The 23,584-nt window shown below is 66.9% G+C and carries 22 protein-coding genes; 10 read left to right on the top strand and 12 right to left on the bottom strand.

The annotated features are described in order from the left end of the window. Window positions 1-57: 57 nt before the first annotated feature. Together ACUCV3_RS15755 and ACUCV3_RS15750 are read right to left on the bottom strand one after the other, a co-directional pair. Window positions 58-348 (bottom strand): phospholipase D-like domain-containing protein, encoded by a 291-nt coding sequence (locus ACUCV3_RS15755; protein ID WP_482240819.1) that lies wholly within the window; start codon window positions 346-348, stop codon window positions 58-60. A gap of 39 nt (window positions 349-387) precedes the next feature. After that, window positions 388-711 (bottom strand): hypothetical protein, encoded by a 324-nt coding sequence (locus ACUCV3_RS15750; protein ID WP_294443943.1) that lies wholly within the window; start codon window positions 709-711, stop codon window positions 388-390. Between the two features lie 232 nt (window positions 712-943). Between ACUCV3_RS15750 and ACUCV3_RS15745 the strand changes: the two genes are divergently transcribed. From ACUCV3_RS15745 to ACUCV3_RS15700, 10 genes are all read left to right on the top strand, one after another. Then, on the top strand, window positions 944-1,972 hold the full coding sequence (locus ACUCV3_RS15745; RefSeq protein ID WP_294443970.1) for a patatin-like phospholipase family protein: 1,029 nt from the start codon (window positions 944-946) through the stop codon (window positions 1,970-1,972). Then, complete coding sequence (locus tag ACUCV3_RS15740) at window positions 1,972-4,389, top strand: pyrroloquinoline quinone-dependent dehydrogenase (protein ID WP_294443944.1); 2,418 nt, start codon at window positions 1,972-1,974, stop codon at window positions 4,387-4,389. The genes ACUCV3_RS15745 and ACUCV3_RS15740 overlap by 1 nt, the downstream gene beginning before the upstream one ends. 37 nt (window positions 4,390-4,426) lie before the next feature. Further along, a complete protein-coding gene (locus ACUCV3_RS15735) occupies window positions 4,427-4,636 on the top strand; it encodes a hypothetical protein (protein ID WP_482240818.1) in 210 nt (69 codons plus the stop codon). A gap of 105 nt (window positions 4,637-4,741) precedes the next feature. Further along, the gene (locus ACUCV3_RS15730; protein WP_482240817.1) at window positions 4,742-5,263 is read left to right on the top strand and encodes a cytochrome ubiquinol oxidase subunit II; all 522 of its coding nucleotides are present in this window, start codon (window positions 4,742-4,744) and stop codon (window positions 5,261-5,263) included. Next, complete coding sequence (locus tag ACUCV3_RS15725) at window positions 5,263-7,275, top strand: cbb3-type cytochrome c oxidase subunit I (RefSeq protein ID WP_482240816.1); 2,013 nt, start codon at window positions 5,263-5,265, stop codon at window positions 7,273-7,275. The genes ACUCV3_RS15730 and ACUCV3_RS15725 overlap by 1 nt, the downstream gene beginning before the upstream one ends. Then, window positions 7,272-7,889, top strand: a complete 618-nt coding sequence (locus ACUCV3_RS15720) for a cytochrome c oxidase subunit 3 (RefSeq protein ID WP_294443948.1) — start codon at window positions 7,272-7,274, stop codon at window positions 7,887-7,889. Before ACUCV3_RS15725 ends, ACUCV3_RS15720 begins: the two co-directional genes overlap by 4 nt. After that, the gene (gene cyoD / locus ACUCV3_RS15715; protein WP_294443951.1) at window positions 7,886-8,272 is read left to right on the top strand and encodes a cytochrome o ubiquinol oxidase subunit IV; all 387 of its coding nucleotides are present in this window, start codon (window positions 7,886-7,888) and stop codon (window positions 8,270-8,272) included. The genes ACUCV3_RS15720 and cyoD overlap by 4 nt, the downstream gene beginning before the upstream one ends. Before the next feature lie 45 nt (window positions 8,273-8,317). Further along, window positions 8,318-9,646: an HlyD family secretion protein gene (locus tag ACUCV3_RS15710; RefSeq protein WP_294443952.1), complete on the top strand. Its 1,329-nt coding sequence runs from the start codon at window positions 8,318-8,320 to the stop codon at window positions 9,644-9,646. Then, window positions 9,646-11,211, top strand: coding sequence for a DHA2 family efflux MFS transporter permease subunit (locus tag ACUCV3_RS15705; protein ID WP_294443953.1), 1,566 nt, complete (start codon window positions 9,646-9,648; stop codon window positions 11,209-11,211). Before ACUCV3_RS15710 ends, ACUCV3_RS15705 begins: the two co-directional genes overlap by 1 nt. Further along, window positions 11,211-12,749 (top strand): efflux transporter outer membrane subunit, encoded by a 1,539-nt coding sequence (locus tag ACUCV3_RS15700; protein ID WP_294443954.1) that lies wholly within the window; start codon window positions 11,211-11,213, stop codon window positions 12,747-12,749. Before ACUCV3_RS15705 ends, ACUCV3_RS15700 begins: the two co-directional genes overlap by 1 nt. 251 nt (window positions 12,750-13,000) lie before the next feature. Here ACUCV3_RS15700 and ACUCV3_RS15695 read toward each other — a convergent pair whose 3' ends face one another. From ACUCV3_RS15695 to ACUCV3_RS15650, 10 genes are all read right to left on the bottom strand, one after another. Continuing rightward, window positions 13,001-14,278: a glycoside hydrolase family 130 protein gene (locus ACUCV3_RS15695; RefSeq protein WP_294443955.1), complete on the bottom strand. Its 1,278-nt coding sequence runs from the start codon at window positions 14,276-14,278 to the stop codon at window positions 13,001-13,003. Window positions 14,279-14,565: 287 nt separating this feature from the next. Beyond that, the gene (locus ACUCV3_RS15690) at window positions 14,566-15,270 is read right to left on the bottom strand and encodes a sigma-70 family RNA polymerase sigma factor (RefSeq protein ID WP_294443956.1); all 705 of its coding nucleotides are present in this window, start codon (window positions 15,268-15,270) and stop codon (window positions 14,566-14,568) included. A 175-nt stretch (window positions 15,271-15,445) separates the two neighbouring features. Next, window positions 15,446-16,156: an ABC-type transport auxiliary lipoprotein family protein gene (locus ACUCV3_RS15685; RefSeq protein WP_365928520.1), complete on the bottom strand. Its 711-nt coding sequence runs from the start codon at window positions 16,154-16,156 to the stop codon at window positions 15,446-15,448. Then, window positions 16,153-17,088, bottom strand: a complete 936-nt coding sequence (locus ACUCV3_RS15680) for an MlaD family protein (protein ID WP_482240815.1) — start codon at window positions 17,086-17,088, stop codon at window positions 16,153-16,155. Before ACUCV3_RS15680 ends, ACUCV3_RS15685 begins: the two co-directional genes overlap by 4 nt. Then, window positions 17,089-17,874 carry an ABC transporter ATP-binding protein gene (locus tag ACUCV3_RS15675; protein WP_294443959.1) on the bottom strand — a complete coding sequence of 262 codons (786 nt, stop codon included), beginning with the start codon at window positions 17,872-17,874 and terminating at the stop codon, window positions 17,089-17,091. It abuts the gene before it with no gap. Continuing rightward, window positions 17,871-18,980, bottom strand: coding sequence for an MlaE family ABC transporter permease (locus ACUCV3_RS15670; RefSeq protein ID WP_294443960.1), 1,110 nt, complete (start codon window positions 18,978-18,980; stop codon window positions 17,871-17,873). The genes ACUCV3_RS15675 and ACUCV3_RS15670 overlap by 4 nt, the downstream gene beginning before the upstream one ends. Continuing rightward, a complete protein-coding gene (locus ACUCV3_RS15665; RefSeq protein WP_294443962.1) occupies window positions 18,977-20,206 on the bottom strand; it encodes a phospholipase A in 1,230 nt (409 codons plus the stop codon). The genes ACUCV3_RS15670 and ACUCV3_RS15665 overlap by 4 nt, the downstream gene beginning before the upstream one ends. Further along, window positions 20,203-20,976 carry an enoyl-ACP reductase FabI gene (gene fabI / locus ACUCV3_RS15660; RefSeq protein ID WP_294443963.1) on the bottom strand — a complete coding sequence of 258 codons (774 nt, stop codon included), beginning with the start codon at window positions 20,974-20,976 and terminating at the stop codon, window positions 20,203-20,205. The genes ACUCV3_RS15665 and fabI overlap by 4 nt, the downstream gene beginning before the upstream one ends. After that, window positions 20,976-22,163: an acetate/propionate family kinase gene (locus tag ACUCV3_RS15655; protein WP_294443965.1), complete on the bottom strand. Its 1,188-nt coding sequence runs from the start codon at window positions 22,161-22,163 to the stop codon at window positions 20,976-20,978. The genes fabI and ACUCV3_RS15655 overlap by 1 nt, the downstream gene beginning before the upstream one ends. Next, window positions 22,160-23,584, bottom strand: a complete 1,425-nt coding sequence (locus ACUCV3_RS15650) for a bifunctional enoyl-CoA hydratase/phosphate acetyltransferase (protein ID WP_294443966.1) — start codon at window positions 23,582-23,584, stop codon at window positions 22,160-22,162. The genes ACUCV3_RS15655 and ACUCV3_RS15650 overlap by 4 nt, the downstream gene beginning before the upstream one ends.

Here is a 23,584-nt window from a genome sequence, read left to right as displayed (position 1 = left end):
TGGCGGAGGAGCGTTGTTTCTACTTGGCGCCTACGGTCTCCACGTTCGGCATAAGTCTTATGTTAAATCCGGCCTGCAGTTGTGCAAAAGCACCATCGCCGGCACGGCTTCCGTGAACGGATCGGCCATCTGTGTCGCCAAATCGGCGCTCTCTATCGCGGAGCCGAGTTCCGTATCAAGTTCCATCGAGCGCGGGTCGGGGTTGGAGGAGCCGATGAATAGCCGTCCGCGATCGGCGGCAAAGGTCTTGGCGTGGAAGGGTCGTCGATCCCGTGCCGCTGCCCCGTAGCGTGCTGCCGATGCCAATTCGGCTGCCGCGGCGACGCTGCTGGTGATTGCGCCGCTCACCAATCGTGCCGCACAGATCGAACCGCCGCAGACTGGCTTTCAGCAGCGGCAGACGCGCTGGTGCGTAGTCGGCATGGACGAAGGCAACGTGGTCGTGGCGATGCTGTTCAATGGCATTGTCGCCCGGCACGAAGTATGCGGCGATTGCGACGAGTTCGCCTGTTGGGAGCCCTGTCGCTTGCGCCAGCTTCCCCGCCACAGCATGCCGGCCGCGGCACCGCCCAGCGCCTTGGCCAGATCGTCGCTGATCATACGCACCTGCGCGCAGGTGAGCTCCAGCGTTCCGGTAATCAGCTCTTGGATGAGCGGCAGCGTGCGCATGCAATCCACATAGGCTCGCGCGGAGGGATCAAGCTCGATCACCGAGCCGCGTGCCGCAAGCTTGCGGCGCCTTGCCCGCTCACAGGCCACTGGATCTTTGCTGCGGGGTAGCTCGACGCAGAGCGCCAGTCGCGGGCGAAATCCGCTTCCCCTCGTCCACAATCGGCTCGGACGCGAGAGCCCCCCTCGCTAAATATTTTTGATGCGCTGCAACAAAGATGCCAACGGCGGTTTGTACACTGGCTGGTAGAGTTATTTGCAGGGGGCAGGCTTGATGGCAGTCGACTGTTTGCGACCGCGGGTCGCCCTGGCCCTGCAGGGTGGCGGTTCGCACGGTGCCTATGGTTGGGGCGCGATCGAGCGCTTCCTGCAAGAGGATGTCGAAATCGTCGCTATCAGCGGCGCGAGTGCCGGAGCGCTGAACGGAGCGGCGGTCGTCGCGGGAATGTCCGCGAATGGCAGGAAGGGCGCGCTCGAAGGTCTCGAGCGGCTTTGGACAACCGTGGCGCGACTGTCGCCGTTGCGCACGCTGGACGGCGGTTGGCTGCCAGGCTCGCTCATGGAGCCCTGGATCCGCTTGTCGCTGCAATGGGGCAAATTGTTGTCCCCTCTTTTGTCCCCGCTGATGCCCGGCGTCCGCGACATGTCCGTCCTGCGCCGCATCGTGTCGGAAACGATCGATCTGAGCGGATTGCGGCGCGGGGGAGCGATCCCCCTGCACATCTCCGCGACCCGAGTGGCCAATGGCAGCGCGCGGCTGTTCGGCAACGAGGAGATTGATCTCGACGCGCTGATGGCATCTGCGTGCCTGCCCGAAGTCTTCGCGGCGGTGCGCATCGACGGGGAGGAATTCTGGGACGGCGGATACTCTGCCAATCCCGCGCTGGAACCGCTGCTTCTGGCCGAGGATGCGACCGATATTCTCATTCTGCAGATCACGCCCTTCGATGTCGACAAGGTCCACCATTCACTCTCCGCCACCGTAGCACGGATCAGTGACATCGGGTTCAATGCCTGTCTGTTGAGAGATCTGAAGGCGTTGACGGAGCTGCAGGAAGCGCTTCGCGAAAGCCCGAGCCCGCCAGGCGCCTTGAGGCCGATCGAGCGGATCAATCTCCATCTGGTGCAGGCCTCGCCCGAACTCTCTTCGCGAGGCCCCGCAAGCAAATCAGACACGCGTCCGTCCACGCTCCAGAATCTGCGCCGGATCGGCTACGAGACGATGGATGCCTGGCTTTCGGAGCATCGCCCCGAACTTGGCCACCGATCGACAATCACCAGGCAAGAGGCGGAAGCGGCCTGATGACGGATCGTCGGATCGGGCGCGCGTGGCTGCTCGCGCTTCGCGCGGTCCAGACGGTGGCGCTTCTGGTCGGGCTCGCCACCTTCGCCATCGGGCTCTGGCTCGCGGTGCTGGGCGGCAACCTCTACTACGCCGCGGCCGGCCTGTTGCTGATAACCGGCGGCGTGCTGGACTGGCGCGGGCATACAGGTCAGGGGGTGCAGGCGCTCGGTGCCGCGCTGGTGCTGACCATCACCTGGTCGCTCTGGGAAATCGCCGGCAAGGGTTGGCAGCCCGCCTGGGCGATCGACCTGGCAGGGCGTTGCGGCATCGTGGCGGTCCTTTTCGCGCTCGCCCTGGCGGCCTGGATGATGGGCCGTGGCGGGCGCGCCCGCCGCATTGCGGTCGGCAGCGGCTTCGGCGTGCTTGTCGTGATGGTCGCCTGCGTCGCGCTCGCCTGGGAGCGACCGGGCGCGCCGACGCATCCGCGTGCAGGTTTCGCGAGCGGCCCTGCCGATACCGACTGGACGGCATTCGGCGGCACCAACGCAGCCGAGCGCTACTCCGTTGCGGCGCAGATCACGCCCGCCAATGTCGCGGAGCTCCGGCCGGCCTGGGAGTTCCATACCGGCGACTTCGCCCCAAGCGACCGCGTTTCCTATGCAGCCCAGAACACGCCCCTGAAGATCGGCGACAGCCTGTTCCTGTGTTCGCCCGGCAATCGGGTCTTTGCTCTGGATCCCGCGACGGGCCGCGAGAAGTGGCGGTTCGAGCCGCGCGTCGCGCCGCGTGCGATGGAGTCCATGTTCTCGACCGCATGCCGCGCGGTGGGTTTCCACCGTGCGGCGGGGGGCCGCGCCGCCGCCTGCGCGGCCCGCGTCTACGTCGCGGTGGCGGACGGCCGGCTGATCGCGCTCGATGCCGCGCGCGGCACGCCCTGCCCCGGGTTCGGCCGCGGCGGAACGGTCGACCTCACGGCCGGCATGGGCCTGCGCGAACCGGGGCATGCGTCGAGCAACTCCGGGCCGGCGGTTGTCGGCAACCTCGTGCTGGTCGGCCAGCAGGTCAGCGACAACCAGCGCAGCGACGCTCCCTCGGGAGTTGTGCGCGCCTACGACGCGACCACCGGCGCCTTGCGCTGGGCGTGGGACGTCAAGCGGATCGATCGTCCGGGCGCGCAACTACGCCCCGGCGAGATCTGGCCGCAGGGAACGCCGAACGTCTGGAACGTCATCTCGGCCGACGAGCAAATGGGGCTGATCTTCCTGGGCACCGGCAATGCAGGCAACGATCATTCCGGCGGCCGGCGCGATCCCGCCGCCGACCGCTTCAGCTCCGCCGTCGTCGCGGTCGAGATCGACAGCGGTGCCACGCGCTGGGCCTTCCGCACCGTCATCAACGATCGCTTCGACTATGATGTCGGCGCGCAACCCGTCGTTACGAACATCACGATTGGCGGGGTCCGCCGGCGCGTGGTGATCCAGGGCACCAAGACTGGCTCGCTGTTCGTCCTCGACGCGGCCAGCGGCCGGCCGCTGCGGCCGGTCGCGCAGGTCCCCGTGCCCCGCGGGGGCGTGCGCGGAGAGCGGCTCTCCCCCACCCAGCCACAATCCGTGTTCTACCCGAACTTCGCCGGTACGCCCGGCCGGAACCCCGAGCGGATCGATGCGCGCTACGCCTTCGGCCTCACGCCGATCGACGCGGCGCTCTGCCGGCTTCAGTTCCAGCGGATGCGCTACGACGGGATGTACACGCCGCCCACGGCAGAAGGTCTCGGAACGCTGCTGTTTCCGGGCACGATTGGCGGTCTCAACTGGGGCGGCCTGACCGTCGACCCGAACCGCGGGATCGTCGTCACCAACAACAGCCGGCTCGCGAACCAGGTGCGCCTGGTGCCGCGCGCCGAAGTGAAGGACATCGCCATCGGCGACGGCGGTCGCCGGCCCGACCAGCATGTCGCGCCGCAGAAGGGTGCACCGTGGGGCGTCGATCGGCCGATCTGGCTCTCGATCCTGGGCGTGCCGTGCACCACGCCGCCGTGGGGATTCATCGCCGGAACCGATCTCGCGACGGGACGGATGCTGTGGAGCCGGCCGCTGGGAACCGGCGTTGATTCGGGACCGCTCGGCATTCCCATGCGGCTGCGCGTCGCCATGGGCACGCCGAACATCGGCGGCGGCGTGGCGACTGCGACGGGGCTGACCTTCATCGCCGCCGCGCAGGACGATTATCTCCGCGCGTTCGAGACGGATACCGGCCGGCTGCTCTGGTCGGGCCGCCTGCCCGGAGGCGGACAGTCCTCGGCGATGACATACATGCATCGTGGTCGCCAATATGTCGCCATCGGCGCCACGGGGCACAAGCAGCTCAAGACCAGGGCGGGCGACGCGTTGATGGTCTTCGCGCTGCCGCCGGCGGCTGGGCGGGCCGCACGATGATCGCCGCCGCCGGGACCGGCCCGAGGGGCAGGAACGCATGAACGCCTCCTCGATCCTGCATCCGGCAGGGCCGATCGCTGCGGCCAACCGCGAGATCCTGATCAACGCGCTGGCCGTGATGCTGTCGATCGTCATTCCGACGATCCTGCTGGCGATCGCGACCGCGTGGTGGTTTCGGGCCGGCAATCGCCGTGCGCGCCGGGACGAGGCGTTCGTCTACTCCGGCCGTATCGAGCTGGTAGTCTGATCGATCCCGCTGCTGACGATCCTGTTCCTCAGCGGGATCATCTGGGTTGGATCGCACCGGCTGGATCCGACGCGTCCGATCAAGGCGCCGAACGGCGAGCCGCCGTTGCAGGTGGAGGTCGTGTCGCTCGACTGGCGGTGGCTGTTCATCTATCCCGAACAGGGCATCGCCACCGTCAACGGGCTGGTCTTGCCGGTCGGTCGGCCCGTCCGCTTCCGCCTGACCTCGGCCAGCGTCATGAACGCCTTCTTCGTGCCCAGGCTTGGCAGCATGGTCTATACGATGAACGGCATGGCGACCGAGCTGAACCTGCTCGCCAGCGTTCCGGGCCGATACCAAGGACTATCGGCGCACTACAGCGGCGAAGGGTTCCCCGACATGCGCTTCGAGGCGGTCGCCGTGCCGCCTGCGCGCTTTTCGATCTGGGCCGCACGGATCGGGAGCCGCGAGGGGTTGCCGCTCGATGCCCGGACCTACGCTGTGATCGCCCGCCAGCGTCGCGACCGCCGCGCATTCGCCTTCCCGGCGGTGCAGCCCGGCCTGTTCGACGCGATCGTCACGCAGCGGATCGGTCCGTCGGCTGGGCCGCGCCAGGATCGATCTTCCACTGATGCGGAGAACAGTTGATGCTGGGTCGCCTCGACTGGTCGGCGATCCCGCTCCACGAACCGCTGCCGTTGGTCGCGGCCGGGCTGGTGGGCCTTGCCGGCGCGTTCGCCTTGTGGTGGACAACGCGGCAGCGGCTCTGGCCGTATCTGTGGCGCGAATGGATCACCACGGTCGATCACAAGCGGGTCGGCGTGCTCTACTGCCTGCTCGCCCTGCTCATGCTGGTGCGAGGGCTGGTCGATGCGGTGATGATGCGGACCCATCAAGCGGTGGCGGTCGGCGCGTCGCAGGGATATCTGCCGCCGGACCATTACGACCAGATCTTCTCGGCGCACGGCACGCTGATGATCTTCTTCGGCGCGATGCCCTTGCTGGTCGGCCTGATGAACTTCGTCGTCCCGCTCCAGATCGGGGCGCGCGACGTCGCCTTTCCGACGCTGAACGCGGTGAGCTTCTGGCTGACGGCCAGCGGCGCGCTGCTGGTCAACATCAGCCTCGTCATCGGCGAGTTCGCGCGCACGGGCTGGCTGCCCTACGCTCCGCTGAGCGAGACCACCTATTCGCCCGGCGTCGGCGTCGACTATTATCTGTGGGCGATCCAGATCGCAGGTGTCGGCACGCTGCTGAGCGGCGTCAATATAGTGACGACGATCGTCAAGCTGCGCGCGCCCGGCATGACGATGATGCGTCTGCCGATGTTCTGCTGGACGTCGCTCGGGGCCAACCTGCTGATCGTCGCCGCCTTCCCGATCCTGACCGCCACCGTCACGATGCTGACGTTCGACCGCTATCTCGGCTTCCACTTCTTCACCAACGAGGCCGGCGGCAACCCGATGATGTTCGTCAACATGATCTGGGCATGGGGCCATCCGGAGGTCTACGTACTCATCCTGCCGGCCTTCGGCATCTTCTCGGAAGTCTTCTCGACCTTCTCGGGCAAGCCGTTGTTCGGCTATCGCTCGATGGTCGCCGCGACGCTGTTCATCGTGGTGGTGAGCTTCACGGTGTGGCTGCACCACTTCTTCACGATGGGCGCGGGCGCGGACGTCAATGCCGCGTTCGGCATCGCGACCAGCGTCATCGCGGTGGGCACGGGCGTGAAGATCTTCAACTGGATCTTCACCATGTGGGGCGGCACCGTCCGGTTGGAGACGCCGATGCTGTGGAGCCTCGCCTTCCTGGGCGTTTTCACGATCGGCGGCATGACCGGCGTCCTGCTCGCGGTGCCACCGGCCGACTTCGTGCTGCACAATTCGGCCTTCCTGGTGGCGCATTTCCACAATGTGATCGTGGGCGGCGTGATCTTCGGTGCGATCGCGGGCTACACCTACTGGTTCCCCAAGGCCTTCGGCTTCCGCCTGCACGACGGCTGGGGCAAGATCGCCTTCTGGCTTCACCTTGCGGGCTTCGCCGCCGTCTTCATGCCGATGTACTGGCTGGGGCTGGAGGGGATGACCCGTCGCCTCCAGCATATTCACAATCCCGAATGGACGCCGTTCCTCTGGACGATGGTGAGCGGTGTGCTGGCCAGCGTCGCGGGCACGGTCGCGCTCGTCGTCCAGCTGTTCGTGTCGATCCGCGCGCGCGATCGGCTGCGCGACGAACTGGGCGATCCGTGGCACGGGCGCACGCTGGAATGGGGACTGCCGTCCCCGCCCGCCTTCTTCAACTACGCGGTGTTGCCGAAAGTCGAGGGCGAAGATGCCTATTGGCGGATGAAGACCGCTGTCATCGATCGCGGCGCGCTGCCCGAGGAGCCCGACTACAAGCCCGTCCATCTGCCGCGCCGCAGCCCCGTCGGCGTGGTCGTGGCGTTCTTCTCCACCCTGATCGGGTTCGCCGCGATCTGGCACATATGGTGGCTGGTGATCCTGGCGCTGACGGGCGTCTTGGTGTCGTTCGTCGTCTACGCGTGGCGCGACATCCACGAGGAGGAGGTGCCCGCCGACGAGGTCGCGCGACTGGATCACGAGGGCCGCGCACCGCGCGAGCGGGCACTCGCCCGGTTGAAGGCGGAGGCACGCGCATGAGCGCAGCCGCCCGGAACGGCCCGCGCGAGGAGACGGGTTGGGACGGCCCGCCGGACCAGTCGATCACCACCGCCTACGGTTTCTGGATGTTCCTGATCGGGGACATCATCATGTTCGCATCCTTCTTCGCAGCCTATGCGGTGCTGGCGAAGAACCAGGCCGGTGGCCCTGGCCCAGCCGACCTGTTCGAGATGGAGAGCGTCGCGCTGCAGACGCTGTGCCTGCTGACGTCGACCCTCACCTGCGCCTTCGTCAGCGTGACCATGAAGGGGCGGAAGATGATCGCCACGCAGGCCTGGCTGGCGGCCACGGGGCTGCTGGGCACGGTCTTCGTCGGCCTGGAGATCCGCGAGTTCCTGCATCTGGTCGAGATCGGCGCCTCGCCCCAGCGCAGCGCGTTCCTGTCGGCCTTCTTCATGCTCGTCGGCTGCCACGGCGTTCACGTCCTGGTCGGCCTGATGTGGCTGGGAACGATGATGGCTCAGCTGCTGGTGCGCGGGTTCAAGCCCTATGTCCAGCGGCGGCTGCAATGCTTCATGCTTTACTGGCACGCGCTCGACATCGTCTGGGTCGGGCTCTTCTCCATCGTCTACGTGTGGGGCAGCATCGCATGAGCGACGCGACATCGCGCGATCCGAGCGCCCCGGGAGAATCGCAGGAGCAGGAGCAGGAGGAAGCGGGAGGCGGTGGCTGGGGCGTCTATATCCTCGGCTTCGTGATCGCGCTGCTGCTGACGGGCGCGACGTTCGTGGTCGCGCTGACCGGGCTGGTGTGGGCGCCGGCGCGGCCCGTGGCAATCGTGGTGCTGGCGGTCGCCCAGATGGGCGTCCATCTCGTCTTCTTCCTTCACCTGACGTCCGGGCCGGACAATCGCTCCAATGCGGTCACGGTCGCCTTCGGCGCCTTCGTCTGCCTGCTGGTGGTGTTCGGGTCCGTATGGATCATGACCCACCTGTCCCACTCTACGCACAGTCCTGCGGCGCACCGCGGCATGTAGCCGGCGTCCTCCCACCTTCCTTCCCCCAACGGAAAATCTGCCATCATGACCGACCATGCCGACGATCGCTCCAACGATGATCCGCCCCAGGATGGCGAGGATCACGCCCGGTCCGATCCATCGGCGGGCACCGACGAGCGCAAGGATGCGCATGACAGGAAGGAAGGCGACGCCGAAGCCGAGCACCAGGAGGGCGGCGGCGACGATGAGGACGAGGACGACGACAAGCCGTCGCTGCTCCAGCGGCCGTGGTTCCGCATTCTCGCGATCGTGATCGTGATCGCGCTGGTGATCGGCGGGATCGCCTACTGGATACACTACAGGAACTACGGCAAGTTCCAGCAGAGCACCAACAACGCCTATCTGGAGGCTGATGACGTTTCGATAAGTCCGAAGGTCTCGGGCTATGTCATACGCGTGCTGGTCGGGGAGAATCAGTTCGTCCGCGCCGGCCAGCCGCTGGTGCAGATCGACGCCCGCCAGTCGCTCGCGGATGTGGCGCAGGCGCAGGCGCAGGTCGCCGCTTCCTATGCCAACGCGCGCTCGGCCGAAGCGCAGATCGGCCAGCAGCGCGCGCAGATCGCGCAGGCCGCCGCCGAGCTCGCCGCCGCGCAGGACAAGCTGGCGCATGACCAGCTCGAGGTAGACCGCTACGCGCCGCTCGCCGGATCCGGTGCCTCGCCGCGGGAGCGGCTGGCGCAACTCGTCTCGCAGCGCAACCAGTCGGCGGACACTGTCCGCTCGCGGCGCGCCACCGTCGTCGCGCAGCAGCGTCGCATCGGGCAGCTGCGTGCATCGGTCGATCAGGCGCTGTCACAAGCCGAGGCGGCCAAGGCGCAGGTTCGCTCTCTGGCGGTAGACCTGGGCTCGACCATGCTCCGCGCGCCCATCGACGGCATCGTCGGCAACAAGAATGTGCGGGTCGGCCGCTACGTGCAGGCGGGCACCGAACTGATGGCGGTGGTGCCGCTCGGGGCGCTCTATCTGAAGGCGAACTTCAAGGAGACGCAGCTGACCTTGATGCGGCCGGGGCAACCTGCGACGATCCACGTCGATGCCCTGCCGGGGGCAAACATCCCGGGCGTGGTGGAAAGCATCGCGCCGGCAACCGGCGCACGCTTCTCGCTGCTGCCGCCGGAGAATGCGACAGGCAACTTCACCAAGATCGTGCAGCGTGTCCCCGTGCGGATCCGCGTGCAGGCAGGCCCAGAGGCCCGGCGCGTGCTGGTATCCGGCCTGTCGGCCGAAGTGTCGGTCGATACGCGCGCCATGCAGGGCTATTCACAGCGCGTCGAGCGTGAGGCGGAAGAGCAGACGAAGGTCATCGAACACCGCGACAAAGCCATTGAGCAGCAGGTCGAGGCGCAGCGCTGATGCCAGCGGGGACAAAGAAGGGCGGGAGACGAGACGCGGACGCGTCGGCCTGGCTCGCGGTGCTGGCGGGCACGATCAGCGCCCTGATGGCAACCCTGGATATCTCCATCGTCAACGCCGCGCTTCCGACGATCCAGGGCGAGGTCGGCGCGAGCGGATCCGAGGGAACCTGGATCGCGACGGCCTATCTCGTCGCGGAGATCATCGCGATCCCGCTGACTGCATGGCTCGAACGCCTGTTCGGGCTGCGGCTGGTGCTCATCGTCGCGACCATCGCGTTCGTCAGCTTCTCGCTGTTGTGCGGCACGGCGGACACCCTGTCGGTGATGCTGATCGGGCGCGTCGGCCAGGGCTTCTTCGGGGGCATGCTGATCCCCACCGCGATGACGATCATCGCCACCCGGCTGCCGCCGCATCAGCAGCCGATCGGCACCGCAATGTTCGGTGCGACGGCGGTGCTCGGCCCGGTGCTGGGGCCGCTGCTGGGCGGCTACCTGACGGAATCCTTCAGCTGGCACTATGCCTTCTTCATCAACGCGCCGGTGGGCGCGCTGACGCTGGTCCTGATGATGATCGGCCTGCCCGGGGAGCCGACCCGTTTCCACCTGCTGCGAGAGGCCGACTGGCTCGGCATCGTCGGGCTGGCGATGGGCCTCGGCGGTCTTACCGTGGTGCTGGAGGACGGTCAGCGCGAACTGTGGTTTGCATCGCCGATGATCCGCAACCTGGCGATCGTCTCGGCGTTGGGGTTCGTGCTGCTGTTCATGGGCCAGTTCCTGTCCCGCAAGCCCGTCATCAAGCTCGCGCTGCTGCTGGATCGCAGTTTCGCTGCTGTCTTCGCCGGCGCGCTGGCGGTGGGCGCGATCCTGTTCGGCATCTCCTACCTGATCCCGCAATATCTCGCCAACGTGGCAGGCTACAACGCCTTCCAGTCGGGCCAGATCGTGCTGCTGAACGGCCTGCCGATGCTGCTGACGATGCCCCTCGTCCCGCTGCTCATCAAGAAGGTGGATGTCCGCCTGGCGGTGTGTTCGGGGATGCTGATCATGGCGGTCGGCTGTTTCATCGATACTGACCTCGATCCGGAGTCGACCGGCAGCGCCTTCTACGTCGGGCAGGTGCTGCGCGGGTTCGGGCAGGTGCTGGCGCTGCTGTTCCTCAATCAGGCCGCCGTCAGCTCGGTTCCTCCGGAGGACGCCAGCGACGCCTCGGGCCTGTTCAACGCCGCGCGCAACCTGGGCGGCTCGTTCGCACTCGCGCTTATCACCGTCCTTCAGGAACAGCGCACCTATCTGCACGAACGTCGCCTGGCCGAAACGCTGTCGCGCACCTCCGAGCAGGTGCAGACCTATGTCGGGGACCTCGCCCGGCAGTTCGGAGCGGGCGACGCCGTCGGCGGCATGGCACGCGCGCTCCGGCAACTCGGCCAACAGATCACCGGACAGGCCACGGTGATGACCTACAACGATCTGTTCTTCACCTTCGGCATCATCACCTGCGCGCTGATCCCGATCAGCCTGCTGCTCAGGCCGCTTGATCCCGATAAACCGATGGCTGCGCACTGATGCCCCTGCCCTTCCCCAAACGCCTCGCACCGCTCCTGCTGGCCCTCCCGCTCGGCGGGTGCATGGTAGGGCCGGACTATGCCGCCCCACCGACCATTGCCGCGGGCGCGGAGGGCGGCGCGCCCTTCCGCCGGGTCGGCGATCTGCCGACGCGGCCTGTGGTGGATGCCGGCTGGTGGCGCGCGTTCGAGGATCCGCTGCTCGACCGGCTGATCGAACAGGCGCTGGCATCCAGCCCGAGCATCGCCATCGCCGAGGCACGTCTGCGTCAGTCGCGTGCCACCCTGCGCGAGCGACAGGCCGATCTGCTGCCGCAGGCCGGTGCGAACGCCAGTTACCTGCGCTACCGTCTGCCGCCGCTCGGCCTGGACAAGATCGTCGGCGGGAATTCGACCGCCGGGAGTTCGACCGGGGGACAGGCACCGGGCGGCACCGCCGGCGAGGCCGCGGCCGCGGCCGAGGACGCGACTACCGGCGGGCTGTGGTCCGTCGGCTTCGACGCGACCTGGGAGATCGACATCTTCGGAGGACGTCGCCGCCAGCGCGATCAGGCGCGCGCCGAGGCGGAGGCGGCGGAGGCGCGCGTCGCCGACGCGCAGGTAAGCCTCGCCGCGGAAGTCGCTCAGGCCTATATCGACCTGCGCGACCAGCAGCAGCGGCTGATCCTCGCCGTCGAGGCGACCCGGACGGACGAGCAGTCGCTCTCGCTGACCCGGCAGCTGTACGAGCGCGGTGCCGCTTCGCTGGAGGAGGTGGCGAGGCTGCGCACCCAATTGGCTCAGTCGAAATCGCAGGAAACACCGCTCTCAGCGCAGGTGGAGCAGTCGCTCGATCGGATCGCGGTCCTGATCGGGCGCGAGCCGGGCTTCGTCGATGCCGATCTGGCGCGCGCCGCGCCCTTGCCGCTCGTCCCCGCGCGGGTGCCGGTGGACGATCCCGCCGCCATGCTCCGGCGCCGGCCGGACGTTCGCGCGGCGGAACGGCAGATCGCGGCCGCCACGGCGCGCATCGGCGCCACTACCGCGCAGCTGTTCCCGAGCGTGTCGCTGCTTGGCTTCATCGGCCTGGGCGCACCATCCCTGGGCGACCTGAAGCTCGACGACTACACCGCGATCGGCACGCCGATGCTGCGGTGGAACTTCCTGAACTTCGGCCGCGGCCGCGCGCAGATCCGGCAGGCGGAAGCCGGCCGCGACGAGACCCTGGCGCAGTATCAGCAGACGGTGCTGCAGGCGTTGCAGGATGCCGAGAGCGCGCTCGCGACATTCCGCGGGCAACGGGGCGCGCTCGGTGAGCGCATCGCGGGGGAGCGGTCGGCGACGCAGGCGGCGGCGCTGGTCCGCCAGCGTTATGCACGCGGCGCGGCGAGCCTGATCGACCTGCTCGACAGCCAGCGTCAGCTGAACAGCGCCCGTCAGCAGCTGACACAGAGCCGGGCCGACCTCGCCAACGGATATGTCGCCATCGCCAAGAGCCTGGGGCTCGGATGGCGCGCTTCGCCCCCGCCTGCCGCGGACCGGCCTTCATCCGGCCTGTGAAGGAGTGATCCGAAGATCGCTCGATCGGTGGCTGGCGCTAACAAATGCAGCCACCCGCCACTGCCGACCGTCCTCGCCCGGCGTTCCGCCGTGCCGGAGGGGGTGGGAGCGGCGCGGCGGCCGCGCCAGCCGCAAGGGTGGCGATGGTCCTGAAAGGCCAGGCACCGCCTCGCGTCATCCGAACGGAAGGGCCAGTGGAAACGGCCTTTCAAGCCTGCCCCCCGTGGCGCGAAACGCATGGGCCGCTGGCGTTACGTCATCGCGGCGAGCAAGCGATCGATCGTGGTCGTGGCGAAGGCGGTGTAATGATCGCCGACGGCGTGCGGTACCAGCAGATCGCGGCCCGACAGAAAGGCACCGCAGCTGTAGATGACATTCGGGACGTAGCCGCCGCGATCCTCCGCGCGGGGGCGCAAGAGCGGACGCGGGGTGCGCGCGAGGATGCGGGTGGGATCGTCCCTGTCGAGCAGCACCGCGCCCATGGAATAGGAACGCAGCGGCCCCACGCCATGCGTCAGGACCAGCCATCCCTCGTCGATCTCGACCGGGGAGCCGCAATTGCCGACCTGCACGGCTTCCCAGCCGGCATGGGGCTCCAGCAGCAGCGTTGCCTCGTTCCACTCGTACGGATCGTCCGACCGCATCAGGAACATGTTCTCGCCGTCGATCCGACCCAGCATGACGTAACGCCCACGGATGCGCCGGGGGAACAGCGCCATGCCCTTGTCGCGCGCGCAGTGGCCGGTCAGGGGACGTAGGCTGAACCGGTCGGTGCCGATCACCTCCAGCATCTCGCTCCGGGCGGCGCTGCCGCTGAAGGCGGTATATGTTCCAAAGAGCCGCACTCTGCCATCGTCCTCGACGAAGCGGACGAGGCGCATGTCCTCGATCCCCTGCTTCTGGCTTGGCGTCGCCGGAAACAGCACGACCTCGGACGGATCGGTCCCCTTCGGCCATGTGAACAGGACGCCGTGCTCCCCTTCGGCCTCGATCCGGGGCGTCGTCGCCCGATCGGCCGACGGCTCCACCACCGGCACCTGGCCCGGCGTCCAGCGCAGCACGCGGAACGTGACGGACGAGATATGCCCCTCCCCCACACCGCGCAGCGCCATCAGCAGGCGCGTCTCTCCTGGGACGAGGCCGCTCTGATCCGGATGCGGCACGATGCTGGGATTGAAGAGCGCTGCGGATTCATAGGCATATTCCTGGCTGAAGAAGGCGCCCGCCACGATCGTCCGTGCCTCGTCCATCGCCGGTAGCACCTCTTCGCGGGCGAGCGCAGCGTACCGGTCGTGCAGCCGGCCGCCCGGATCCCGCATGCGCTGACTCAACGGATCGCACATGTCCGCCAGCAGCGCGGCGATCTCCGCTTCCGGGATCGCGGCGATGCGATCGGCGATGCGGCGGCGGCGCAGACAGGGTTTGTGCACACCTTCGGGATCACCGGGATCGAACGGCCGCACCAGCGTGCGGGCGGGATTCGGCCGTATGACCAGCGGCAGGGTGTCGAAAACATGAGGGTCGGGCATGGACGCGGATGTTCCTGGATCGGGGCGGTGAGAGGCTGGACAAAACGTACGCTGAGCATCGTCTCATATCCGGTAGGCGTGACGACCTCAGCCGACCGGGATTGCCGATTTCGCTTCGTCAGATCGTTGCCAACAGGGCCGATGGACGCGTCCCGTTGAACAATCGGCGCGACTTGCACCCACTTCGATCCAGCTGAATTGCAGGTCAGGTCAGCGTTCGGTAGCGCCCGTCGCCCCGCCGAGCGCGCACCTTCGTCGCGAATTTGCGGCGGATCTTAGGAAAGCGATCACGCGGCCAGCGGCAAGGAGTAGGCGGCGATGCGCCGTTCACGCCAGGCGCGCAGCATCTGCACCTGCAAGCGATCCAGTTCGGCGGAAGTCGGCTGCGGGGGCGATGACATAGTTCCGGTCTCCGGCTCGGCTTTTCCCATCGGCGCACGCTGACGAATTACAGGATCGTCATGAGAGCTCATCAGTGCGGCCAGCGCCTGCCGGGCACGGGTAACACGGCTCTTCATTGTGCCGAGCGGCACGCCCTCTGCCAGCGCGGCATCTTCATAACTGAGCCCGTCAATTGCGACCAGGTTCAGAGATCTCTGATGGACAGGGGTCAGCCGTTCCCAAGCCTTCCCGATATCCTGCAACTCGATCACCTTTTCTTGCGAAGGCTCAACCGGTGCATCTGGCATGTCGTCTCCGCGGCTATCGGTCCGCGCGATCTTTTGCCACCGCATGCTGCTCAAAAAGCAATTCTTCAGTATGCGGTAGCACCAGGCCTTGAAGTTCGTCCCGGGGGTGAAGCGCGCCCTGGCCCGCCAGGCACGTAGCGACGTTTCCTGCACAAGGTCCTCAGCCGAGTCCCGGTCACGGGCAAGCGACCACGCATATCTGCTCAGCGCTGGAAGGACCGCGCAAAGGCAGCGCTCGAATTCAGCGGCTTCGAGCGTGGCCCCCTCGCATTCCGGGGCAGGCGACTGGATAGCCCTCGTCATCAATGCGCGTTCCCATGAATGACCCAGAAGTTAGTACACCATCCGGTATACTTCGACTGGCTTGACGCGCGAGGAGCTAATAGGTTCCGGGGCGATCGGAGTGTCGGGAGAGGTTCGGGCGGAGCGTTCCGCATGAAGGTCCTGGCAGGAGGGCCTTGTCAGCGATCGCTAGAAATCAGAGTCGACGGTCCATCGCTGCGCGTGCGCGCCACGGGCGGTGCGCCTCCCGGCAATTCCCAGCCGCCAGATCCATCTCGCGCGGCGCTGTGACGATCGTCCAGTCGACGAGCTGACGGGCAAACTGCTCCGCCCCGGAATCGAAGGCGGCCGCTATGGCGGATTTGCTGTTTGCCGACGCAGGCACTTCGACGTTGAAATGCTTCGTATCGGGTTGATCGACACAACGATGCATGATGGTCGCTGTCCCCGAAATCCGCACGACCGGCGCGATATCGGGATCGTCCATTTCATATCGGGCCTCGAAGCGATCCACGTCGATCTCAAGCCGTGAACCGCCGCGGCCTACGCCCCGGGTGCGGGCCAGATCGATATGCGGTGCGCGCAGCGCGAACTGACGGCCAAGCAGCTGAGTCATAAGTTCCGGCACGGTCGCCACCCAGCGCGCATCCTTCAGATAGAGCATCGTCTGCCCCCGCGTCGTCAGTATGCGGTCCCCATCCGCTTCGGGCGGCAGATTGATCCGCCCGAGCGAAAGATGCTGTCGCGCGGTCCTCTGCTCCGGTTGAGGCAAGGAGGGCGCGGGCTGGATCGCACCGAAGCGGAAGAGGGTGTCACGCTTGCCGCCGCCCAGCAGGCTCCCGCATCCCGTCAGAAACAGCAAGGACGCCATTGCGAGCACGACGGATGAGGATCGCACAGGTTTCATTCCGGTAGCTCCAGTTCGGCGCCGCTGTCCTTGCCAAGGGCCTGCCTTGGACTGCGGCGGATCTGACGAATCAGGCCATTGAGCGTTTCAGTGGTCTCCTGCAGGCTCTGCATGGCCTCGTTGATCGCCGGCAGCGTGGTCGTACCCACCGAGTCGCTCTGGTTCCGGACATCGGCGAGCACTCCGCGCACGTCCCCGATCGCCAGCTTGAGCTCGGCCGCGGTGTCGGAGATGTCCGCGAACGCCTGCCGTCCGTCGCCATTGGCGATGTCCTTCACGGACGCGGCCGCATCCCGGATGTCGTCGGCGGCCCGGTCCAGCTTGGCGAGCGCCGATCCGGCGCGCGCGAACATGGCCCGGTTGGCCGCGATCTCGCCGGTGGTCAGACGGAGGTCGTGGACCGCCGATCCCACGTCGCGAATGGTCTGGTCGGACAGGAGCCTGTTGACCCGCTGCAACGCTTCCGTCGCGCTCTCCACCATCTGTCCACCTCCTTGCAGAAGGGACGAGAGCGCATTGGGCTTGCTCGCTATGATCGGGCGCCGCCCGCGACGCGCCTTGCGCAGCAAGGGCTTGCTGGGCGTTCCGGCGCTGATCTGCACGATGCTGACGCCCGATATGCCTTGCGTTTCGGTGGAGGCCAGAGAGTCGATCCGAACAGGTGTCCCGTGATCGACCTCGATGTCGGTGAGGACCCGATTGGGATCCTTTTCGTCCAGGGTGATATGCTGGATCTGGCCTACCTTGATACCGTTGAACTGGACATCCGCGCCGACGCTCAGACCCCGCACCGGCCCGCGAAAGATGATCCGGTAAAGATCATGCTCGCGGTTGAACTGCGCCTGCCCGAGCCAGACCACGAATATGATGGCCGCGATGAGGGTGAGGACGGAGATGATCCCCACAAGAGCGTAGTTGGCATGACGTTCCATTCAGCGCGCCTCCTTGGCCGCGGCGCGGCCACGCGGGCCCAGAAAATAGCTTTTGATCCAGGGATGATCCGATCGTTCAAGCTCGTCGATCGGGGCGATGGCCACGACCTTGCGGTCTGCGAGAACCGCCACCCGGTCGCAAATGGCGTAGAGCGTGTCGAGGTCGTGGGTGATCATGAAGACCGTCAGCCCCAGCGCGTCGCGCAGGGTGCGGATGAGTTCGTCGAACTCGCCGGCCGCGATCGGATCGAGACCGGCGGTCGGCTCGTCGAGGAAGAGGATGTCGGGATCCAGCGCGATCGCGCGTGCGACGCCGGCGCGCTTGCGCATGCCGCCGGAGAGCTCGGAGGGACGAAGCGCGCCGGCATTTTCGGGCAGCCCCGCCAGTCCGATCTTCAGCCGCGCAAGATCGCGGACGGTTTGCGGGCGGAGACCCGTATGCTCCAGGAACGGCGCTTCCACATTCTCCTGCACGGTGAGGAAGGAAAAGAGCGCGCCTTGCTGGAACATGACGCCGATGCGGCGCTCGGTAACGGCACGGGCCTGCGGGTCGGCGCTGTCGCGGCCGAACAGCTCGACCCGGCCCCCGTCCGGCGCCTTGAGCCCCAATATCGTGTTGAGCAGGACCGACTTCCCCGAGCCCGACCCGCCGACGACACCGAGTATTTCGCCGCGACGGACCTCCAGATCGAGATCCTCGTGAATGACCTTCTCGCCGAACGCGGTCCTCAGCCCCACGACCCGGATCGGAGCGGCGCCGTCCCTGTTTTCCTCGTCCCCGCTCACAGGTCGAGCACCATGAAGAGGATCGCGAAGATCGCGTCGAACATGATGAGCATGAACACCGACTGCACGACGGCCGACGTGACGTGCCGGCCCAGGCTCTGGACGTCGCCGCCCACCATCATGCCGTGACGGCAGCCGGCCGCCGCGATGACCAGCGCGAGAAAGGGCGCCTTGCTCATCCCGATCCAGAAATGCCGGAGGGCGACGGTGTCGAGCATGCGGTGGATGAAGAGCACCGGGTTTATGTCCATCGTCAGCCAGCTGACGATGATGCCGCCGACGATCCCGCCTATGTCGGCGCAGAATGTCAGGATCGGCATCATGGCAAGTGCCGCCAGGATGCGCGGGATGACGAGCGCGTCGAAACGGTCGACGCCCATGACCTGCATGGCGTCGGTCTCCTGGTTCATCCGCATCGATCCGATCTGCGCGGCGAAGGCGGACGCGGAGCGGCCGGCGAGGAGAATCGACGCGATCACGACGCCGAACTCGCGCAACACGGCGATGCCGACGAGTTGCACGGTGAAAATCTCCATGCCCAGCGTCGTAAGCAGGCTGGTGCCGACCAGCGCGATCACCGCACCGATGAAGAAGGTCATCACGAACACGATGGGAATGGCGTTGATGCCCGCTTCCTGCATCATCGCGACCAGAGGCACAGTCCGCAGCTTTCGCGGATTGCCGATGGTCCGCATGAGGGCGATCATCAACTGCCCCGCGAATTCGAGCATGTGATAGATGTCGAGACCGATGGTCACGACCTGTCGCCCGAAGCGATCGAGAAAGGCCATGATCCCGCCTTTGCCGCGCACCGGTTCATCGGTGTCGGCAAGCGCGGGCTGCACGATCTCGATCAGCCGCTTGAGGTCGTCCCGTTCCCCCGCATCAAAGGCCGCGGGATTCTCCAGGCACCGCAACAGGATCAGGGCGCCGCTCGTGTCGACCCGGCCGAGGGCGGCTATGTCGAGATGTCCGACCTTCTGGCCGCCAAGTTCCTGTTCGAGGCGCCGTTCGGCTTCGCCCAGGCAAAGCGCGGTCCAGTCGCCGGTCGGTTGCAGGCTCCGGCGCTCGTCGACTCCTGCAATAGCGAAATCCGCGTCCTTCATCGCACGAGGGCCAGCCCGATCCTGAACCTTGTCGTGTGGCGGTCGTAGTCGAGAAGATTCTCGCCATAGCCCACAAAGCTCTGGCCGAAGAGATAGAAGTCCGGGCCGCCCCCAAGGAGGCGCGGCAGAGGATAGGAGAGGTCGGCCGCTATAGAGCCCTTCCCGCTCGAGAAGTTGAACCGGGTGGACGTGGAGAGGCGCAACCCGTAATCCTCTCCAACCTCCATGAACAGCGACGTGTTGCCGCGATAACGCCGGATATCGGGATTGTCGGACCTGTCGCCGACGAAAAGCGAGAGGCGCGGAGCGACCGACAGCCGGTAGCCGCCCCCCAAGGGGATCGCCGCCATCGGCGCCAAATAGATGCTGTTGATGCTGCGCGAGTCAGTGCCATCCCGGCCGTTGGATTCATGCCGGATACCTGCCTGGGCGCTCAGGGAAACGCCGCTGTCCAAAGTCGCAGACGGCGTCAGGTAGAAAAGCTCGGGCTGGTAGTCGATATTGCGGAATGGGGAAGAATCCGCTCCCAGATCCCAGAACATCCGTTGTGAATAGGCAAAATGGAGCCCGTCGCGCCAGGAGCGCGGCCGGCCCTCGGCGCCACGCGTGCCGAACAACTGATATTTGAAGCTCAGCTGTATCCGCGCCTCGCTGTTGGTGCCTGGGCCATAGACCGCGTAGATCGGCTCATAGGCAGAGAGATTGCCGAGGAAGGCATTGCCCGGCCTTCGATCGGACGGCGGCGGTGCGACATTCGCCGCAACCGCCTGTCCATCCGGCGATGGCTCGCCCACCGTTGTCCGGGCCAGTTTCGGTTCGCTCGCGGCGGCTTGCAGGGCTGCAGAGACAGCCGGCGTGTTCCAGGCGGGAATGGAGATTGCCGCGCCCGCTTGCGTCAGGTCGGCCGGATCGGACAGGCGGTAGGCGGCCCGCGCGAAGCCGCCGGGCGGCACGGTGATATTCATCGGCGAGGCAGTGGTCCGGACAAGCCAGACGGTCCGGACGTCATCGGCCTGTTCCACCCGCGCCTCGATCCGGTCGGGCAGCGAAACCGATTGCGCATCGGCACCGCCGTTCAGCAGCCGAAGACCGACGAGCACCGCGCCGTCGGCATCGCGCTGCCCGGCCTCGCCGATCAGGATTTCGACAGGCGACGCCGCCAAAGCCGAGGGCGCGAGCAGAAGCGCAATGCCAGACAGCGCGCCGGAGAGGATGGCCCGTTTCATGCGAGGAGGTGCTGGCCGCTGTCCACCGGAATGATCGTCCCGGTGATGTGCCTTGCGGCATCGCTTGCCAGAAAGGCCGCGAGGGCGCCCACATCCTCGATCGTCACCAACTGGCGCTGCGGGACGGACCGCGCGGCACGGTCGAGAAGATCGTCGAAACGATCGATACCGCTGGCGGCGCGGGTGGCGATCGGCCCCGGCGAAATGGCGTGAACCCGAATGTCCTTCGACCCAAGCTCCGCAGCAAGGTACCGGGTCGCGCTTTCCAGCGCCGCCTTGACCGGCCCCATGAGATTGTAATGTTCCACCACGCGCTCCGACCCGTAGAAGGTGACGCTGAGCAGGCAGCCGCCGTTCGTCATCAGCGGCTCCGCCAGTTTCGCCATGCGCAGGAAGCTGTGGCACGACACGTCCATCGCCTGCGCGAAGCCTGCCGCCGAACAATCGACGACGCGGCCGTGGAGATCCTCGCGCGGGGCGAAGGCGATGGAGTGAAGCAGGAAGTCCAGCCCGCCCCAGCGCTGCTCGACCTGTGCGAACAACGCCTCAAGCTGACCGGGTTCGCGCACGTCGCACGGCGCCGTCCATTCGACGCCCAGTCGTTCGGCGACCGGCTCGACCCACGACTTCGCCTTGTCGTTGAGGTAGGTGGCAGCCAGGCGCGCACCGCAGCGCCGGAATGCGTCGGCGCAGCCGGTGGCGATGCTGTGTTCGTTCGCTATCCCGACCACGAGCCCACGCTTGCCTTCCAGGTTAACCAGCGATGGCATCAAGCGGCCCCAAACAGAGTGTTGAGGGTGTGGAGCGCGATCATGCGCTCCTCGTCGGTCGGAATGATTCGGATCGCGACGCGACTGCTCGGCAGGCTGATCCGCACGGCATCGGCCGCATTGGCGATTTCGTCGACCTCAACGCCTAGCCAGGCGAGCCGAACACAGATGCGACTGCGCATGTCGGCATGATGCTCCCCGATGCCGGCGGTGAAAACGATGCCGTCGAGGCCGTCCATGCTCGTGGCGAGGGCGGCCACCTCCCGAGCGGCGCGCCAGGCGAACAGGTCGATCGCCTCCTCCGCCTCGGCGGTGTGACTGTCCGACAGCGCGCGCATGTCGCTGGAGATGCCTGACACGCCCAGTAGTCCCGACTGGCGGTAGAGCATGTCCTCCACCTGCGCCGCCGTCATGCCCATTTGCGTCTGGAGGTGCAGCACCACGCCCGGGTCGAGCGCGCCGCAGCGCGTGCCCATCATCAGCCCGTCGAGCGCGGTGAAGCCCATGGTCGTATCGACACTGCGTCCGCCCGCGATGGCGCAAAGCGACGCACCATTGCCCAGATGTGCGGCAACCACCCGCCCGGCGGCGAGTTCGGGGTCGATCTCGGCAAGGCGGCCGGCGACATATTCGTAGGACAGGCCGTGGAAGCCGTAACGCCGGACTCCCTGATCGTGCAGCGCGCGGGGCAAAGCGAAGCGCGTGGCGATCGCTGGCCGATCATGATGGAAGGCCGTATCGAAACAGGCGACCTGCGGCAGGTCAGGGGCCAGCGCCGCGATGGCGCGGATCGCCGCCAGGTTATGCGGCTGATGCAGTGGCGCGAGCGGGCACAGCTGCTCCAGTTCCGCCAGCACGTTTTCGTCCACCAGGCAGGGGGAGGCATAAGCGGTCCCGCCATGCACGACGCGGTGGCCGATCGCGATGATCTCGCGCCCTTCCATATGGCCGCGCGCCCAGTCGAACAGCCATGCCAGCAGATCGGCATGGGTCAGGCCGGTCTCGCCTTCCCAACGCTGTTCCAGCAATGCGTGACCGCCCGCGTCGCGAATGACAAGGCTGGGCGAAATGCCGATGCGTTCGATCTTCCCGCCCGCTGCCAGGGTCGGGACCCGCTCGCCATCGAGACTGTACAGCCCGAACTTGATGCTGGACGAGCCGGAATTGAGGCTGACGATCGCCTTCATGCCTTTACCGGCTCCGACATGCCCGGCGCGGCTTTCGTCGCGGCGCGCGACAGCAAAGTCGCCACCGCGCAGGAGGCGAGGCGCGTGCGCAGGCTGTCCGCGCGGCTGGTCAGGATGATCGGCACGCGCGCGCCCAGCACCACGCCCGCCGCATCCGCGCCGCCCAGGAAGGTGAGCTGCTTGGCCAGCATATTGCCCGCTTCGAGGTCGGGCACGACGAGGATCTGCGCCTTGCCCGCAACCGGCGAGACGATGCCCTTTTCCCTGGCCGCCGCCTCGCTGATCGCATTGTCGAAGGCGAGCGGGCCATCCAGCACGCCGCCCGTGATCTGCCCCCGATCGGCCATCTTGCACAGCGCCGCCGCCTCCAGCGTGGTCGGCATGGCGGGATTGACCGTCTCGACGGCGGACAGGATCGCAACCTTCGGCTCGGCGATGCCGATGACATGCGCCAGATCGATGGCGTTGCGGATGATGTCCGCCTTTTCTTCCAGCGTCGGCGCGATGTTGATCGCGGCGTCCGTGATGATGAGCGGATCGGGATGGCCGGGAACGTCCATCACATAGGCGTGGCTGATCCGCCGTTCGGTGCGCAGGCCCGACGCGCGGGACACCACCGCGCCCATCAGCTCATCGGTATGGAGCGATCCCTTCATCAGCAGCGCCGCATCGCCCGACTGGACGAGCGCCACGGCCTTCGCGGCGGAATCATGGCTGTGGTCGCTGGCGACAAGGCGAAAAGCCCCAATGTCCCTGCCCGCTTCCCCGGCCGCCTTGCGGATGCGCGCTTCCGGGCCGACCAGGATCGGCTCGATCAGGTCAGCCTCGGCCGCCTCCACCGCCGCCGCCAGCGCGGCCGCCGAACAGGGATGCACGACCGCGGTGCGCACGGGTGCATGCGCCGTCGCAGCGGCGATCAGGCGGTGATAATCGTCATGGTCCGACAGGCGGATGTCGGGCAGCGCGATGCGCGGCCGCCGGATCTTCTCGGTCGGGGCCTTGACCTCGGCCTGCCCTGTGATGACCGTCTCGCCCTTCTGGTTCTCGCACCGGCAATCGAGGATCAGGATGGTCTTTTCGGGGCGCTTCTCCGCCACCGTCACCGACGCGGTGATGACGTCGCCGATTCCCACCGGGCGGAGAAAACGCAGCGACTGGCCCAGATAGATGGTGCCCGGCCCCGGCAACTGCGTGCCCAGCACGGCGGACAGCAGCCCGCCGCCCCACATGCCGTGCGCGATCACCCGGCGGAACATGTCGTTCGCCGCATAATCGGCGTCCAGATGCGCGGGGTTCACGTCGCCCGAAACAAGCGCGAACAGCTGGATGTCCCGATTGGACAGGGTGCGCGTGACGCTGGCGGTATCCCCTACCGCGATCTCGGCGAAGATGCGGTTCTCGATCATGTCCGGGTCGGTCAC

This window comes from Sphingobium sp. VMM (genome assembly GCF_056790315.1).
This window is presented reverse-complemented; position numbering and strand designations above follow the sequence as displayed.